The organism is Tsukamurella pseudospumae (genome assembly GCF_001575205.1).
In the GTDB taxonomy this organism is placed as follows: domain Bacteria; phylum Actinomycetota; class Actinomycetes; order Mycobacteriales; family Mycobacteriaceae; genus Tsukamurella; species Tsukamurella pseudospumae.
The window spans coordinates 589,062-604,748 of sequence record NZ_LSRE01000050.1 but is presented as its reverse complement, the minus strand read 5'-3'; the positions used below and the strand labels follow the sequence as shown (position 1 = coordinate 604,748).

The window sequence follows — 15,687 nt, the reverse complement described above, 5'->3', positions numbered from 1 at the left end:
CAAGGATGCCCTCCCCTTTGGCATACTGCTCTTCAGCCCATTTCACGTTAGGTAGGTTCCCCACGTGAGCAACGACATCGATGTACCGGGTGGCCCGGTCACCGAGCAGCTCAGCCCGGAAGAGGTCGCGGAGCGTACCCGCGCCGCGGTCGGTTACAACTACGAGTACAAGGACAAGTACTACGTCAGCCGTGAGAAGGTGCGGGAGTTCGCCAACGCCAGCCAGCTGACCGACCCCGTCCACCACGATCCCGAGGCCGCGCGTGCCGCCGGATACGACGACATCGTTGCGCCGCCCATCATGTTCTCGCTGATCGGCATCGTGGCGCATCGCCCGTTGTTCGAGGAGGCCATCGTCGGCTACGGGCGTCGCCCGGTGATGCAGACGGAGCAGAAGGTGCAGTTCCATGCGCCGATCCTGGCCGGCATGACGCTGACCACCCACGTGCACTTCGACGCGTTCCGGCAGGTCGCTGGCGTCGATCTGATCGTGACGCGCAACGAGATCTCCGATCAGGACGGCAACCCGCTCGTCACGTCCTGGACCACGCTGGCAGGTCGCTCGACCGATGACCCCGACGCTCCCGACTTCATGGGCGCCGCAGAAAAGGTGATGATGTATGGCACTTCGTAACTTCGCGGACGTATCGGTGGGCGAGGAGCTTCCCGAGCGGATCTTCGAGCTGACCCGCGGTGACCTGGTCAACTACGCGGGCGTCACCGGCGATCCGAACCCCATCCACTGGTCGGATCACATCGTGAAGCTGGCCGGCATGGAGGACGTCGTCGCGCAGGGCATGCTCACGATGAGCCTGGGCTCGAATTACATCACCGAGTGGCTGGGCGATCCGGGCGCGCTCAAGGAGTACAGCGTCCGCTTCACCGCGCCGGTGTTCGTTCCCGCCGACCAGAAGGCGGAGCTGCTGTACGCGGGCAAGATCAAGTCCCTCGACGAGGAGACCAAGACGGGCGTCGTCTTCCTCACCGTCAAGCAGGGTGACCGCAAGATCTTCGGTAAGCCGGTCGCCACCGTCCAGTTCGGCTAGTCACGACGGTGCGCGGTCCCGCCGGGCCGGACGACGGTCACCGTCGGGCGGGCCCGACCGTGGTGGACTGCCGGGCCTCTGACGGGGCGTTTTGAGGTGCGGCACCGATGTGCCGTACACTGAACTGTCCGCACCACACGGCGGGCGTGCGAAAGCGCGCCCATCGAAGGGTGCGGGTGCGGGACCGCGAGGTCCCGCAAAGGGGTGTAGCTCAGTTGGTAGAGCAGCGGTCTCCAAAACCGCAGGTCGCAGGTTCGAGTCCTGTCGCCCCTGCACAGGCGGGCCCCGGCGCCCGGCTCTGACATCGGTCGGCCCGCGGGTCGCCGGAGGAACAGCGGAGGGAAGTGCGTGAGCGACGAGCAGGACGACGCGACCACCGGCGAGACCGCCGGGGACAGCGCCGCCGAAGACGCCCAGCAGGCCCGCCCCTCCGGTAAGCGCTCCAGCGGCCGGCGTGGCCGCACGGCGCTGGCCGAGGCACCCGAGCCCGGTGAGTCGACGACGGCGTCCGGCACTGCGAAGAAGACCGCGGCCGCGAAGCCCTCGCGCAATCCGTTCGCCGCCATCTGGCTGTACATCCGCCAGGTCGTCGCCGAGCTGCGCAAGGTCATCTGGCCCACCCGCAGCCAGATGGTCAACTACACGATCATCGTGCTGCTCTTCGTGGTGATCCTCACCGCGATGATCAGCCTCCTCGACCTCGGCTTCGCGAAGCTGATGTTGTGGGCGTTCGGCAAGTAGCCGGACCGCCCGAGAAGACGAGACGGAAGGAACTTCGGCGCTGTGAGCACCCCGGAGCACAACGAGGCTGAGCAGGACTCCCCTGAGGGCGTGCTGGTCGATGACGCCGAGGCGACCGAGGTCGAGTCGGCCGAGGACGAGGCCCTGATCGAGGCCGAGGAGAACGTGTTCGGCACCCCCGAGGAGGACGCGGCCGCCGGTGACGGCGCCGAGCTCGTCGAGGAGGAGGCCGAGGAAGAGGTCGAGATCGACCCCGTCGAGGAGCTGAAGGCGCAGCTGCGCACCGCCCCCGGCGACTGGTACGTCATCCACACCTATGCGGGCTACGAGAACAAGGTCAAGGCCAACCTCGAGACCCGTGTCCAGAACCTCGACGTCGGCGACTACATCTTCCAGGTGGAGGTCCCCACCGAGGAGGTCACCGAGATCAAGAACGGCCAGCAGAAGCGGGTCAACCGCAAGGTGCTGCCGGGCTACATCCTGGTGCGCATGGACCTCAACGACGAGTCCTGGGGCGCGGTGCGCAACACCCCCGGCGTCACCGGCTTCGTCGGCCTGACCAGCAAGCCCTCGCCGCTCACGATGAACGAGGTCGTGAAGTTCCTGCTCCCCGAGAGCGCCCGGACCAAGCCCGCCAAGGACAAGGCGGGTGCCGCGTCCGACGGTGCCGCGGCCGCGTCCGGTGGCGCCGTGTCGCAGGGGCCCGCGGTCGAGGTGGACTTCGAGGTCGGCGAGTCGGTCACCGTCATGGACGGCCCGTTCGCCACCCTGCCCGCGTCGATCAGCGAGATCAACGCCGAGCAGCGCAAGGTCAAGGTGCTCGTCTCGATCTTCGGTCGCGAGACGCCCGTCGAGCTCGCGTTCAACCAGGTCGAGAAGATCTCCTAGCGAGACACCAATGCTTCCCGCGCCGGTACACGGGCGCGGGGTGATGAAAAAGGATACTGAGGATGCCCCCGAAGAAGAAGAAGGTCGCCGGGCTCATCAAGCTGCAGATCCAGGCCGGGCAGGCCAACCCTGCTCCGCCCGTGGGTCCCGCGCTTGGTCAGCACGGCGTCAACATCATGGAGTTCTGCAAGGCGTACAACGCCGCGACCGAGTCGCAGCGTGGCAACGTCATCCCGGTCGAGATCACGGTCTACGAGGACCGTTCGTTCGACTTCAAGCTGAAGACTCCTCCTGCTGCGAAGCTGCTGCTCAAGGCCGCAGGCGTGCAGAAGGGCTCGGGCGAGCCGCACAAGACCAAGGTCGCCAAGGTGACCTGGGATCAGGTGCGCGAGATCGCCGAGACCAAGAAGGAAGACCTGAACGCGAACGACATCGATCAGGCCGCGAAGATCATCGCCGGCACTGCTCGCTCGATGGGCATCACCGTCGAGTAACTCGCACCGTCGAGTTTGTCGCCGGGAGGCCTGTGCCTCCCGTGGGAGGGCCGGCTCGGCCCGCAGAACCACTCACTGCCCGCACGCTGGGCAAGATAAGAAAGAGTTCCACATGAGCAAGAACAGCAAGGCCTACAAGGCCGCTGCCGAGAAGGTCGACAAGGACAAGCTGTACAGCCCGCTCGAGGCCGTCACGCTCGCCAAGGAGACCTCCTCCACCAAGCAGGACGCCACCGTCGAGGTCGCCATGCGCCTCGGTGTCGACCCCCGCAAGGCCGACCAGATGGTGCGCGGCACCGTCAACCTGCCGAACGGTACGGGTAAGACGGCGCGCGTGATCGTGTTCGCCGTCGGCGACAAGGCCGAGGAGGCCAAGGCCGCCGGTGCGGACGAGGTCGGCGCCGAGGACCTGATCGAGAAGATCCAGGGCGGCTGGCTCGAGTTCGACGCCGCGATCGCCACCCCGGACCAGATGGCCAAGGTCGGTCGCATCGCTCGCGTGCTCGGCCCCCGTGGCCTCATGCCGAACCCGAAGACCGGCACCGTCACCCCCGACGTGACCAAGGCCGTGGGCGACATCAAGGGCGGCAAGATCACGTTCCGCGTCGACAAGGCGTCGAACCTGCACTTCGTGATCGGCAAGGCGTCCTTCGACGCCAAGCAGCTGGTGGAGAACTACGGCGCCGCGCTGGACGAGGTCCTGCGCGCGAAGCCGTCGGCGGCCAAGGGCCGGTACCTGAAGAAGGTCACCGTCTCGACGACCACCGGACCGGGCATCCAGGTGGACCCGTCGCGAGTGAGCAACCTCGCGGAGGAGGAGGCGTAAGCCTTCCCCTCATCAGGGCCTGATCCACGAAGCCCCCGATCTCCGCGAGGAGGTCGGGGGCTTCGTCGTGTCCGGGGACGCTGCGGTCAGAGCAGGGACAGCACGTACGAGCTGGAGCTCGAGCCGACGGCCGCGATGATGATGATCGCGTAGATCACGACCACGACCAGCAGCATCGCGCTGCTGATCCCGCCGAGGATCGCGCCGACCAGCGCGACGGTGTTCTTGTAGCCGCGCTCCTTCGACTTGTTCAGCGCGATCCAGCTGACGATCAGGCCGATCGGGCCGCAGCAGACGAAGTTGAGGACCAGTCCGACGATGCCCATGGCGTTGTCGGGGTCCTGCATCTCGCCGTTCGGCACGGGGTAGCCGGGGTAGCCGCCCGGGTACGGCTGGGCCGCCGGGTAGCCCTGGCCGGGGTACGACGGTGCCTGGCCGTACGGATCGTACTGCCCGGCGCCGTACTGGCCCGCGCCGTACTGCGCGTTCGGGTCGTTCGTACCGTACGGATCCTTGGTGAACGGGTCCTGCGGGTTCTCGGGGTAGCCCATGCGTCAGACGAGGAAGTAGGACGAGCTCGACGCCGAGCCGATACCGATGACCACGGCGAAGATCAGCCACAGCACGAACAGCACGGAGAAGATCGCGCCGAGGATCACGCCGATGAGGGCCGGCGTGTTCTTGTAGCCGCGCTGCTTGGACTTGTTCAGCGCGATCCAGCTGACGATGAGGCCGACGATGCCGCCGCAGACGAACACCAGCACGAGGCCGACGATGCCCAGGGTGTTGTCGGGATCGTTGAGCTGCTCGCCGTTCGGGCCGATGGGCGCCGGCTGGCCCGGGTACGGCTGACCGGCGAAGGGCTGCTGCTGGCCGTACGGCTGCTGCTGGCCGGGGTACTGGTTCGGGTCCGGCTGCTGGCCGTACGGGTCGTTGGGCGTCGACATAGTGAATTCTCCCCTTGGTAATGCGAAGCTTAGGTCCGGATAAGCGTAACCGAAAGCCGCTGGCGGATCACTTGGAGGAGCCTTGGAACGTCGCGACCCCGTCGATGTGCGACCACGAAACCTGTCACCCGACGTCGGTATCCTCGCGCCATGGACGACGACAGGCTGTTGACGCGGATCGGCGCGCTGCTGCGGCAGGCCGAGGGGACCGACAACGAGCACGAGGCGGCCACCTTCACCGAGGCGGCGCAGCGGCTCGCCACCGCGGCATCGATCGACCTGGCCGTGGCCCGCGCGCACCAGCGCGGCACCGAGCGCGCGCGAGCAGTGCCGGAGCAGCGCACCGTCCGGATCGGTGAGGCGGGCCGGCGGGGCCTGCGCACCTTCGTCGAGCTGTTCGTGGCGATCGCCCAGTCCAACGACGTGCGGTGCGATGTCGCGTCCAATTCCACCTTCGTCTTCGCCTACGGCTTCGCGGAGGATGTCGACGCGTGTGAGGCGCTGTACGCGTCGCTGGTCATCCAGATGGTCCGCGCATCGGACGCGTACCTGCGCTCGGGCGCGCACAAGTCCGAGACGGTGCAGCAGCTCTACGAGGATCGCCGCACGCGGCGGCGGTGGGTCGAGACGAAGCCGGTCTCGGGGGTCACGGCGCGGATCAACTTCCAGTCCGCGTTCGCGGCGCGCATCGGCGCCCGGCTCGCAGAGGCGCGGGCTGCGGAGACGGCGCAGGTCGTGGAGCGGGGCGAGCCCGGCACCGCCGTCGCGCTGCGTGACAAGGAGGTCGAGCTCGCGTCGTTCTATCGCGGCGAGTCCACGGCGCGCGGCCAATGGCGTGGCTCCAGGGCGTCGGCCGGCTACTCCGACGGTGCCCGCCGCGCGGGCGACAAGGCCGGCCGGTCGGCCCGTCTCGGCGACCATTCCGAGCTGGGCGGTGGGCGCGCGCTGGAACGGGGCGCCCCGTGAGCGCGCCCTACTCGCCGTACTCACCCCCGCCCGTGCCGCCACCGCGGCGCGGGCCGGCGCTGTGGTGGGTGATCGGGGGCGCGGTCGCGCTCGTCGTCGTGGTCGGGGTGGTCGCCACGGTGCTCCTGGTCCGGTCGTCGGGCCGCGGCCCGTCCCCGTCGACGGTGGCGGCACCGTCGACCTCGCGGACGGGGAGCGGCGGATGCGGCATGCCCGGGCCGGGCTCGACGGTGCCGATCACGGAGCGGGTGGTCTCCGGGCCGCTGTCCTTCCCCGTCTCGGCGGCGCCGGGGTGGACGGCGCAGCGGTACCAGCTGTTCGCGCCGGGAGCGCAGACCGCGGGCCTGCGGCAGAAGGTGCCCGGCCACCAATGGGACGCGCACGCCGAGATCGGGCAGACCACCTTCGCCCCCAAGGCGTCGGCCCAGGACGCCGCGCGCCGGATCATCCCGTGCATCGTCGCGAGCAGCCGGTACGACTCGTACCGTCCGCGGCTCGAGGGCCTCACGGAGCCCGAGGCGATCACGGTCGACGGTGTGCCCGCGGCGCGCGTCACCGGCCGGATCCTGGTCAGTCGCGCGGGCCTGGACATCGCCGGTGACGTGCTGACGGTCGTGGTGATCGCGTCCGCCCCGCAGACCTACTTCCAGTCCGACAGCCCGATCGGAGACGCGGCGCTCGCGGCCGTGGTGCAGAACATCTTCGACCACCTCAAGGTCGCGAGGGACGTATGAGCCGGCCGTCGGGTCCCGGACCGTATCCGCCCGTGCCCGGTGGCCGCCCGGGCGGCTACGGAGGCCCCGGTCCCGGTTTCGGCGAGCCCGCGCCGAAGCCGCCGAACCGCGCCCTGTGGTGGGCCGTGGGTGGCGCGGTGGTCCTGGTCCTGGCCGTGATGGTCACCGCCGCCGTGGTCGTGGTGCGCAACCCGGCGTCGCAGGGTACGCGGGCGGCACCGTCGACCTCCACGGGCGCGAGCGCCCGGTCCGGGGCGGCCGCGGATTGCGGCAGCCCGGGGGAGAGCTCGACCACGCCCGTCACCGAGCGCGTCGTCGCCGGGCCCCTGTCGTTCCCGAGGTCCGCGGCGCCCGGGTGGACGCAGAACGGGTACGTGATCTTCGCCGAGAGCGCGCTGGGCGTGGGCCTCAAGCAGTCGATCGCCGGGCAGGGGTGGCAGGCGCACGTGGAGATCGGCCTCACCCACTTCGGGACGAAAATCTCCTCGGCGGAGGCATCGCGTCGGGTGATCGGGTGCATGGCGGCGGGTACGGGCTACGCCAGGTACTCGCCGCGCGTGGAGGCGCTCACCGAACCGGAGGCGGTGCGCGTCGACGGTGTGCCCGCTCACCGCGTCACGGCACGGATACTCGTCTCCAAGTCCGGGCTGAGTCTGGCGGGAGACGTGGTTACTGTTGTGGTGATCGACTCGGCGCCCCAGGCATACTTCGAGTCGGACACCCCGATCGGGGATACCGCCCTCGCGGCGGTGGCCCAGCAGGTCTTCGAGCAGCTCAAGGTGGCGAGGGACGTATGAGCAACCCGCAGGATCCGTACGGGCAGCAGCCCAACCCGTACGGGCAGCAACCCGACCCGTACGCACAGCCCGACCCGTATGCGCAGGGCGGCTACCAGTACGGCTACGGCCAGCAGCAGAACCCGTACGCACAGCAGCCCTATCAGCAGGGGTATCAGCAGCAGGGCTACCAGTACCCCGGCCAGGCGCCCCAGGGGCAGCCGCCGCAGAAGCCGAAGCGCACCGGCCTGTTCGTCGCGATCGGCGTGGCCGTCGTCCTGGTGATCGCGGTCGCCATCGCCGCTGTCGTCATGGTGATGAACTCCGGCTCGGAGGGCGGCGGTACCGCCGCGCCCACCACCAGCGCGGCCGCCACCACCAGCGGCGGCGCCACCGGAGCGAGCTGCGGAATGCCGGGCACGGGCCTGGCCTCCGACATCACCGACCGGGTCGCCTCCGGCCCGCTGTCCTTCCCCGTCTCGGCCGCTCCGGGCTGGGAGAAGGAGAGTTACACCGTGTACGCGCAGAGCATCGCCGCGGCGGGCCTGCAGAAGTCCACGGGCGACGGCCAGTCGTGGCAGGCCGGCGCGGAGGTCGGGCAGACCAACTTCGGATCCAAGCTGGACCCGAAGGACGCTGCGGCGCGGATGATCCAGTGCATCGCCGACGGCGCCGGGTACAACAGCGCCACGTCCCGTCGGGTCGAACAGAACGCGCCCGAGACGATCACGGTCGACGGCGTGTCCGCGGCCAAGGTCACCGGCAAGATCCTGGTCACGGCGCCGAACGTCACCGTCCCCGGTGACGACGTCACCGTCGTCGTGATCGCGTCCGCGCCGCAGACCTACGCCATGATCGTGATCCCGATCGGGCGGGACGACATGGCGGCGACGGGCAAGGCGATCCTCGATTCGCTGAAGGTGGCCAAGGACGTCTAGGGACGCACAGCGCGCCGCGGTCTACCGGGCGGAGGAGATGGTCCGCAGCCTGTTCGACCATGCCGGGGCGGGGCGGACCGTCGACGTGCTCGGCGTACCGCTGACGCTGCCGCCGGAGGCCCGGTTCGCGTCCGTGGAGTCGGTCCAGAGCTACGCCGACCGGGTACTCGGGCTCGGCGAGGTCCGTGTCCGGGCCCGCGCAGGCAGCGCGGGCGCGCACTACGAGAGCGGGAACGGCCGGACGCCGGTCGTCGCCGTCCCGGCCGGGCGCGACGGTGCCTGGGCCCTGCGGGAGCTCGTCGTCCTGCACGAGCTCGCGCACCACGTCGCCCTCGCGACCTCTCGTCCCGGCGTCGACGGTGCCGCCCACGGCGCGTCGTTCACCGCGGCGTTCATCGAGCTCGCGGCGCGGGTCATGGGTCCGGAGGCCGGACTGGCGTTGCGCATCGTCTACACGGAGTCCGGCGTCGCGGTCGGCTGAGTCGGCGTTGCACAAGGGGAGACCCGGCGTTTGGTGGGGGATTCGGCGCCGCGCGGGGGACAGCTGAGTCCCCACGAGACGCACGGCGTCCGGTAGGGGACGAACCGCGAAGTGGGGGATTCGGCGCGGCGCGGGGGACGACGGGGCGAAGCGGGGCCGGCGTCCCGACCGGCCCGGACCAGGGCACCGTCGGGGCGACGATTTGGCGAACCGGCGCACCGTCGGTACTCTGAACCCTTGGAATCCGGTGTCAACCGGATCGTTCCACCGAAGACCGTCGGTCGTCGGGCGTCAGCCCGATCGAAGGTCCGGCCCCGAGCCGGCGACCCACGCAGGAGGACGAGGATTCTTCATGAACCCCGTGCGCCCTGCGCCGGGGTTCTCGTCGTTTCTGGCCCGAACCTTCGGCCGTCGGTACGACACGTAGAGAGGAGGCGAAGTATGGCAAACGCCGAGAAGGTCACAGCAGTCGCTGAGATCGCCGAGAAGTTCTCGAAGTCCACGGCCACCGTGGTCACCGAGTACCGCGGGCTGTCGGTCGGTTCCATCACCGAGCTGCGTCGTTCGCTCGGGGCTGGTGCCACCTACTCCGTCGCCAAGAACACCCTGGTCAAGATCGCCGCGAAGGATGCCGGCGTCGAGGGCCTGGACGAGCTGTTCGAGGGTCCGACCGCGATCGCCTTCATCGAGGGTGAGCCGGTCGAGGCCGCCAAGGCGATCAAGAAGTTCGCCAAGGACAACAAGGCCCTGGTCATCAAGGGCGGCTACATGGACGGCAAAGCGCTGTCCGTGGCCGAGGTCGAGCGTATCGCCGATCTCGAGTCGCGCGAGGTGCTCCTGGCCAAGCTCGCCGGTGCCATGAAGGGCAACTTGGCGAAGGCCGCTGGCCTGTTCAACGCTCCCGCTTCGCAGGTGGCCCGTCTGGCCGCCGCGCTGCAGGAGAAGAAGGCAGCCGACGAGGCCGCCGCGTAAGACCGCTGATCCAGCGAACCCCCGCGGGCACCGCTCGTGGGAACCATCACCACCTTGCCTCGCGGATCAGCGAGCAAGACTGAACGGAAGGACGCCACCATGGCGAAGCTCACCACCGACGAGCTGCTTGATGCTTTCAAGGAGCTGACCCTGCTCGAGCTCAGCGAGTTCGTGAAGGCTTTCGAGGAGACCTTCGAGGTCACCGCTGCTGCTCCGGTCGCCGTCGCGGCTGCCGGCGCCGCCCCCGCGGCCGGCGGCGCTGACGCCGCCGCCGAGCAGGACGAGTTCGATGTCGTCATCGAGGCCGCCGGCGACAAGAAGATCCAGGTCATCAAGGTCGTCCGCGAGCTGGTTTCGGGCCTCGGCCTGAAGGAGGCCAAGGACCTCGTCGAGAGCGCCCCCAAGGCGATCCTGGAGAAGGTCGACAAGGAGGCCGCCGAGGCCGCCAAGGCCAAGCTCGAGGAGGCCGGCGCTTCGGTTTCGGTGAAGTAATAACCGAGCCGCACGTCAGTGCTTTTGACCGCCCCGTCGCCCAGTGCGACGGGGCGGTTCTCGTTTCCGGGTGCGCGGTGCGCCCGATTGGAACAGGTCCGGTACCGCGACCAGCGGTGACTGGGGTACTGTGCTCCCAGCGGTCTGTGGCGCGAGCCACACCTGGAAGCGACGAAAGGTCTCGACAGTGGGTGTCGAAGTAACTACCAAGAACCTGACGAAGTCGTTCGGGTCCCAGAACATCTGGTCCGACGTCTCGTTGACCCTGCCTGCGGGCGAGGTCTCGGTTCTGCTCGGCCCGTCGGGTACCGGTAAGTCGGTGTTCCTGAAGTCGTTGATCGGTCTGCTGCGCCCGGAGGAGGGCGAGATCATCATCGACGGCACGGACATCCTGACGTGTTCGAGCTCGGAGCTGTACGAGATCCGGAAGATGTTCGGTGTGCTGTTCCAGGACGGCGCGCTGTTCGGCTCGATGAACCTGTACGACAACACGGCCTTCCCGCTTCGTGAGCACACGAAGAAGAAGGAGAGCGAGATCCGTCAGATCACGATGGAGAAGCTCGAGATGGTGGGTCTGATCGGCGCGGAGGACAAGCTTCCCGGTGAGATCTCGGGTGGTATGCGTAAGCGTGCCGGCCTGGCCCGTGCGTTGGTGATGGATCCGAAGATCATGCTCGTCGACGAGCCGGACTCGGGTCTGGACCCGGTGCGTACCACGTACACCAGTCAGCTGCTGATGGACATCAACGCGCAGATCGACTGCACGACGCTGATCGTCTCGCACAACATCAACATCGCCCGGACGGTGCCGGACAACATGGGCATGCTGTTCCTCAAGCACCTGGTGATGTTCGGTCCCCGCGAGGTGCTGCTCACCTCGGAGGAGCCGGTGGTCAAGCAGTTCCTCTCCGGTTCGATGATCGGCCCGATCGGTATGTCGGAGGAGAAGGACTCGTCGCAGATGGAGGCGGAGGCCGCTCGCGTGGCGGCCGGTCACTCCGACGGTGGTGTGGACGTGCCGGACGAGATCGCGCCGCAGATGCAGCCGACGCCGGGTATGCCGCAGCGGCAGGGTGAGCTGCGTCGTAAGGCGCGTGTGCGGCAGATCCTGCCGACGCTGCCGCACAAGGCGCAGATCGCCATCCGCCGCGACCTGGGCGATGATCCCGCCGAGTTCGCGACCACGGCGCCGGCGCAGGTCGCCGCGCAGGCCCCGGAGGCGGCCCCCGTGTCCATCCAGAAGGCCTACTCGGGCGACGATTCGCCCACGGGCGCGTACCCCACCACCCAGATCGACGAGAACCCGACCGATCACCTGCCCAAGGTCGACGGCCGCTAGGTCGACCACGGCGCACCGTCGAACACGAACATCGGACCGGCCCGGGGAAACATCCCCGGGCCGGTCCCGTCGTCTCAGGAGCCCTTCAGGTCTCCTGGAGCGCGCCTTCAGCTCGTGAGCGCGCCCGATATTCGAAGGAAATCGGCGGTTTCGCTTGACGTCCGTGCGGATACGGGTCACAGTTATCGGCAGGACGCGACGTGCTCGTGTCCACGTGAGAGCATCATCGAGTGCATGCGGCCCGCAGAGGTAGCCAGCCTGGGGCCGGTGCGGCGGCGAGTCCGACCGGTGGTGCCGGTGTTCGAGAGAACGGCGCGCGTCATGCTTGCGCGGGAGCCCCTCGGGGCTTAGTCTGGACTGCCCCTTGCGGGGTGGTCGTTCCTCTGTTAATGTTGGACGTTGCGCTGGCTGCCTCCTGCCCATCTGAATATTGCCTCAGCGATTGAGGTCGTTATCTCTGCGGGTTGCCGTCAGCACAATTAGGCAACGTTACTAGTCACAGCAGAGGACGCATCTTGGCAGTCTCCGTCTCCAGCCAGACTCAGAACGATCAGAACAGCGCGGTGGTCCCTGGGGCCCCCAAGCGCGTTTCGTTCGCAAAGATCAAGGAGCCCCTCCCGGTTCCGGGACTGCTCGACCTGCAGATCGACTCGTTCGAGTGGCTCGTCGGCACCCCCGCATGGCGGGAGAAGGCCGCTGCGCGCGGTGAGGCTCAGCCCACCGGTGGTCTGGAGGACATCCTCGCGGAGCTCTCGCCCATCGAGGACTTCTCGGGCTCCATGTCGCTCTCCTTCTCCGACCCGCGCTTCGACGAGGTCAAGGCCTCGATCGAGGAGTGCAAGGACAAGGACATGACGTACGCGGCTCCGCTGTTCGTCACGGCCGAGTTCATCAACAACAACACCGGCGAGATCAAGTCGCAGACCGTCTTCATGGGTGATTTCCCGATGATGACGGACAAGGGCACGTTCATCATCAACGGCACCGAGCGCGTGGTCGTCTCGCAGCTGGTCCGTTCGCCCGGCGTCTACTTCGACGAGAACATCGACAAGTCGACCGAGAAGCCGCTGCACAGCGTCAAGGTCATCCCGGCCCGCGGTGCATGGCTGGAGTTCGACGTGGACAAGCGCGACACCGTCGGCGTCCGCATCGACCGCAAGCGTCGCCAGCCGGTGACGGTGCTGCTCAAGGCTCTCGGCTGGTCCGCCGAGCAGATCCTCGAGCGCTTCGGCTTCTCGGAGATCATGCGCTCCACCCTGGAGAAGGACAACACGGCCGGCACCGACGAGGCGCTGCTCGACATCTACCGCAAGCTGCGCCCGGGCGAGCCGCCCACGAAGGAGTCGGCGCAGACCCTGCTGGAGAACCTGTTCTTCAAGGAGAAGCGCTACGACCTGGCCCGCGTCGGCCGGTACAAGCTGAACAAGAAGCTCGGTCTCCCGGCGAACTCCGACGGCACGCAGCCGCTGGTGCTCACCGAGGAGGACATCGTCGCGACGATCGAGTACCTCGTGCGCCTGCACGAGGCACCGTCGGAGCAGCTGACGTACATGACCGTGCCGGACGGTGGCGTCGAGGTTCCCGTCGAGGTCGACGACATCGACCACTTCGGCAACCGTCGCCTGCGCACGGTGGGTGAGCTGATCCAGAACCAGCTCCGCGTGGGCCTGTCCCGCATGGAGCGCGTCGTCCGCGAGCGCATGACCACGCAGGACGTCGAGGCGATCACCCCGCAGACCCTGATCAACATCCGCCCGGTCTCGGCGGCGATCAAGGAGTTCTTCGGCACCTCGCAGCTCTCGCAGTTCATGGACCAGAACAACCCGCTGTCGGGCCTGACCCACAAGCGCCGCCTCTCGGCCCTGGGCCCGGGCGGCCTGAGCCGTGAGCGCGCGGGCCTCGAGGTCCGCGACGTCCACCCGTCGCACTACGGCCGCATGTGCCCGATCGAGACCCCTGAGGGCCCGAACATCGGCCTGATCGGCTCGCTGTCGGTGTACGCGCGGGTCAACCCGTTCGGGTTCATCGAGACGCCGTACCGCAAGGTCGTCGACGGTGCCACCACCGACGAGGTCGTCTACATGACGGCCGACGAGGAGGACCGGTACTACATCGCGCAGGCCAACGCCGCCACCGACGACGCCGGTCGCCTGACCGACGACAAGGTGCTCGTGCGTAAGCGCGGCTCCGAGGTGGAGTTCGTCCCGGTCTCGGCCGTGGAGTACATGGACATCTCGCCGCGCCAGATGGTGTCGGTCGCGACGGCGATGATCCCGTTCCTCGAGCACGACGACGCCAACCGTGCCCTCATGGGCGCGAACATGCAGCGCCAGGCCGTGCCGCTGGTCCGTTCCGAGTCGCCGCTGGTCGGTACCGGTATGGAGCTGCGCGCCGCGGTCGACGCGGGCGACGTGGTGATCACGGAGAAGCCGGGCGTCGTGGAGGAGGTCTCGGCCGACTTCATCACGATCATGGCCGACGACGGCTCGCGCAAGACGCACCGCCTGCGCAAGTTCGCGCGCAGCAACCAGGGCACCTGCGCCAACCAGCGTCCGATCGTGAACGCCGGCCAGCGCGTCGAGGGTGGCCAGGTCCTGGCCGACGGCCCCTGCACCGACAACGGTGAGATGGCGCTCGGTAAGAACCTGCTCGTGGCGATCATGCCGTGGGAGGGCCACAACTACGAGGACGCGATCATCCTCTCGCAGCGCCTGGTGGAGGAGGACGTCCTGACGTCCATCCACATCGAGGAGCACGAGATCGATGCCCGCGACACGAAGCTGGGCGCCGAGGAGATCACCCGGGACATCCCGAACGTCTCCGACGAGGTGCTGGCCGATCTCGACGAGCGCGGCATCATCCGCATCGGCGCCGAGGTCCGCGACGGCGACATCCTGGTCGGCAAGGTCACGCCGAAGGGCGAGACCGAGCTGACCCCGGAGGAGCGGCTGCTCCGCGCGATCTTCGGTGAGAAGGCGCGCGAGGTCCGCGACACCTCGCTCAAGGTGCCCCACGGCGAGACCGGCAAGGTCATCGGCGTCCGCGTGTTCTCGCGCGACGACGACGACGAGCTGGCCCCCGGCGTGAACGAGCTGGTCCGCGTGTACGTGGCCCAGAAGCGCAAGGTCCAGGACGGCGACAAGCTCGCCGGCCGCCACGGCAACAAGGGCGTCATCGGCAAGATCCTGCCCGCCGAGGACATGCCCTTCCTGCCCGACGGCACCCCGGTCGACATCATCCTCAACACGCACGGCGTGCCCCGTCGTATGAACATCGGCCAGATCCTGGAGACGCACCTCGGGTGGGTCGCCAAGACCGGCTGGGACGTGCGCGACGAGAACGGGAACATCCCGGACTGGGCGTCGGCGCTGCCCGAGGAGATGTACAGCCAGCCCAAGGACACCAACACCGCGACCCCCGTCTTCGACGGTGCGCGGGACGAGGAGCTGGCGGGCCTGCTGGGCTCGACGCTGGCCAACCGCGACGGCGACGTCATGGTCGGTGCCGACGGCAAGGCGACGCTGTTCGACGGCCGTTCGGGCGAGCCCTTCCCGTACCCGGTGGCCATCGGCTACATGTACATCCTCAAGCTGCACCACCTGGTCGACGAGAAGATCCACGCTCGTTCCACCGGCCCGTACTCGATGATCACGCAGCAGCCGCTGGGTGGTAAGGCGCAGTTCGGTGGCCAGCGCTTCGGCGAGATGGAGTGCTGGGCGATGCAGGCGTACGGCGCCGCCTACACCCTGCAGGAGCTGCTCACCATCAAGTCGGACGACGTGGTCGGCCGCGTGAAGGTGTACGAGGCGATCGTCAAGGGCGAGAACATCCCCGAGCCGGGCATCCCCGAGTCGTTCAAGGTGCTCCTCAAGGAGCTCCAGTCGCTCTGCCTGAACGTGGAGGTCCTGTCGTCCGACGGTGCCGCCATCGAGATGGCCGACGGTGACGACGAGGATCTCGAGCGCGCTGCTGCCAACCTCGGCATCAACCTCTCGCGCAACGAGAACGCCTCGGCCGAAGACCTCGCCAACTAACCGCCAACCGGAC

At 68.2% G+C, this 15,687-nt stretch carries 16 protein-coding genes, 1 tRNA gene and 1 pseudogene; 16 read left to right on the top strand and 2 right to left on the bottom strand.

Annotated features, from left to right (window positions below; all coding sequences use genetic code 11):
- The first annotated feature begins 64 nt into the window (after nt 1-64).
- The 7 genes from hadA to rplA all read left to right on the top strand — a co-directional run bounded on the left by hadA (nt 65) and on the right by rplA (nt 3,995).
- A complete protein-coding gene (hadA, locus tag AXK61_RS23920; protein WP_068574401.1) occupies nt 65-634 on the top strand; it encodes a (3R)-hydroxyacyl-ACP dehydratase subunit HadA in 570 nt (189 codons plus the stop codon).
- Nucleotides 621-1,046 carry a (3R)-hydroxyacyl-ACP dehydratase subunit HadB gene (gene hadB / locus AXK61_RS23915; RefSeq protein WP_068747168.1) on the top strand — a complete coding sequence of 142 codons (426 nt, stop codon included), beginning with the start codon at nt 621-623 and terminating at the stop codon, nt 1,044-1,046. The genes hadA and hadB overlap by 14 nt, the downstream gene beginning before the upstream one ends.
- Before the next feature lie 200 nt (nt 1,047-1,246).
- Nucleotides 1,247-1,319 (top strand) — tRNA-Trp (locus AXK61_RS23910).
- A gap of 75 nt (nt 1,320-1,394) precedes the next feature.
- A complete protein-coding gene (secE, locus tag AXK61_RS23905; RefSeq protein WP_068574405.1) occupies nt 1,395-1,787 on the top strand; it encodes a preprotein translocase subunit SecE in 393 nt (130 codons plus the stop codon).
- 42 nt (nt 1,788-1,829) lie between these two features.
- The gene (gene nusG, locus AXK61_RS23900) at nt 1,830-2,675 is read left to right on the top strand and encodes a transcription termination/antitermination protein NusG (protein ID WP_068747167.1); all 846 of its coding nucleotides are present in this window, start codon (nt 1,830-1,832) and stop codon (nt 2,673-2,675) included.
- Between the two features lie 62 nt (nt 2,676-2,737).
- Nucleotides 2,738-3,169 carry a 50S ribosomal protein L11 gene (rplK, locus tag AXK61_RS23895; protein ID WP_068523954.1) on the top strand — a complete coding sequence of 144 codons (432 nt, stop codon included), beginning with the start codon at nt 2,738-2,740 and terminating at the stop codon, nt 3,167-3,169.
- 112 nt (nt 3,170-3,281) lie between these two features.
- A complete protein-coding gene (gene rplA, locus AXK61_RS23890) occupies nt 3,282-3,995 on the top strand; it encodes a 50S ribosomal protein L1 (protein ID WP_068574409.1) in 714 nt (237 codons plus the stop codon).
- 86 nt (nt 3,996-4,081) lie between these two features.
- Here rplA and AXK61_RS23885 read toward each other — a convergent pair whose 3' ends face one another.
- Together AXK61_RS23885 and AXK61_RS23880 are read right to left on the bottom strand one after the other, a co-directional pair.
- Entirely contained in the window at nt 4,082-4,546 is a 465-nt protein-coding gene (locus AXK61_RS23885) for a DUF4190 domain-containing protein (protein ID WP_068574411.1), read from the bottom strand.
- Nucleotides 4,547-4,549: 3 nt separating this feature from the next.
- The gene (locus AXK61_RS23880; RefSeq protein ID WP_068574413.1) at nt 4,550-4,942 is read right to left on the bottom strand and encodes a DUF4190 domain-containing protein; all 393 of its coding nucleotides are present in this window, start codon (nt 4,940-4,942) and stop codon (nt 4,550-4,552) included.
- Between the two features lie 150 nt (nt 4,943-5,092).
- On the opposite strand from AXK61_RS23880, the gene AXK61_RS23875 reads away from it, so the two are divergent.
- The 9 genes and pseudogenes from AXK61_RS23875 to rpoB all read left to right on the top strand — a co-directional run bounded on the left by AXK61_RS23875 (nt 5,093) and on the right by rpoB (nt 15,674).
- The gene (locus AXK61_RS23875) at nt 5,093-5,908 is read left to right on the top strand and encodes a DUF2786 domain-containing protein (RefSeq protein ID WP_068574415.1); all 816 of its coding nucleotides are present in this window, start codon (nt 5,093-5,095) and stop codon (nt 5,906-5,908) included.
- The gene (locus AXK61_RS23865) at nt 5,905-6,642 is read left to right on the top strand and encodes a hypothetical protein (protein ID WP_156485805.1); all 738 of its coding nucleotides are present in this window, start codon (nt 5,905-5,907) and stop codon (nt 6,640-6,642) included. The genes AXK61_RS23875 and AXK61_RS23865 overlap by 4 nt, the downstream gene beginning before the upstream one ends.
- Before the next feature lie 32 nt (nt 6,643-6,674).
- Nucleotides 6,675-7,439, top strand: a complete 765-nt coding sequence (locus AXK61_RS23860) for a hypothetical protein (RefSeq protein ID WP_068747165.1) — start codon at nt 6,675-6,677, stop codon at nt 7,437-7,439.
- Nucleotides 7,436-8,356: a hypothetical protein gene (locus AXK61_RS23855; RefSeq protein WP_068747164.1), complete on the top strand. Its 921-nt coding sequence runs from the start codon at nt 7,436-7,438 to the stop codon at nt 8,354-8,356. Before AXK61_RS23860 ends, AXK61_RS23855 begins: the two co-directional genes overlap by 4 nt.
- Nucleotides 8,352-8,837: pseudogene (locus AXK61_RS23850) on the top strand (TIGR04338 family metallohydrolase); the annotation flags it as partial. The gene AXK61_RS23855 and the pseudogene AXK61_RS23850, both read left to right, overlap by 5 nt.
- A gap of 441 nt (nt 8,838-9,278) precedes the next feature.
- Nucleotides 9,279-9,809 carry a 50S ribosomal protein L10 gene (rplJ, locus tag AXK61_RS23845; protein WP_068574427.1) on the top strand — a complete coding sequence of 177 codons (531 nt, stop codon included), beginning with the start codon at nt 9,279-9,281 and terminating at the stop codon, nt 9,807-9,809.
- A gap of 99 nt (nt 9,810-9,908) precedes the next feature.
- Complete coding sequence (gene rplL, locus AXK61_RS23840; protein ID WP_068574429.1) at nt 9,909-10,301, top strand: 50S ribosomal protein L7/L12; 393 nt, start codon at nt 9,909-9,911, stop codon at nt 10,299-10,301.
- Between the two features lie 187 nt (nt 10,302-10,488).
- Nucleotides 10,489-11,640, top strand: coding sequence for an ABC transporter ATP-binding protein (locus tag AXK61_RS23835; protein ID WP_068747162.1), 1,152 nt, complete (start codon nt 10,489-10,491; stop codon nt 11,638-11,640).
- A 515-nt stretch (nt 11,641-12,155) separates the two neighbouring features.
- Nucleotides 12,156-15,674, top strand: a complete 3,519-nt coding sequence (gene rpoB / locus AXK61_RS23830; protein WP_068574433.1) for a DNA-directed RNA polymerase subunit beta — start codon at nt 12,156-12,158, stop codon at nt 15,672-15,674.
- Nucleotides 15,675-15,687 lie beyond the last annotated feature (13 nt).